Here is a 465-nt window from a genome sequence, read left to right on the forward strand (position 1 = left end):
GTCCTCGACCACCGCGACTACGCCGCGTGGGGCATCGAGGGAGAGATCGGTGCGCAGGTGCCGGTCGCCCTGCCCGACAAGCATTCGCTGCGGCTCGACATCGGCGGCTATCACTTCGAGGATCCGCACGGCGACGACGGCAGCGTCACCGGCGCCAAGGCCGGGTTCGAGTATACGATCGGCGATGTCTTCGGCAGCAACACGGAACTGGTCTTCGCCGGCGAGGTCCGCAACGACAATCGCGACGACACCCAGTTCGCCGGCAGCGTGCGGCTGAACATCCCGTTCAATCCCGGCAGCGGCTCGGACAATGCGGCCAATGGGGCCGACAGCGGGCCGGAGCCGGTCTATCCGGTCAGCGAAGGCCTGCGCAAGCGCGTCAACGAACGCGTGCGTGGCGATATCGGGGTCCGCGTCCAGTCGCAGACGCTGACCGGCGGCTCGACGACGCGTGTCGCCATCAAC

General features: G+C 68.0%; 1 protein-coding gene. It reads left to right on the top strand.

The window, feature by feature from the left end; all coding sequences use genetic code 11:
- Positions 1–465, top strand: a 465-nt coding sequence (locus EN750_RS38625) for a hypothetical protein (RefSeq protein ID WP_145968405.1), incomplete at both ends; no start/stop codon positions are given.

This window comes from Mesorhizobium sp. M7A.F.Ca.ET.027.03.2.1, assembly GCF_003999175.1.
Taxonomy (GTDB): domain Bacteria; phylum Pseudomonadota; class Alphaproteobacteria; order Rhizobiales; family Rhizobiaceae; genus Mesorhizobium.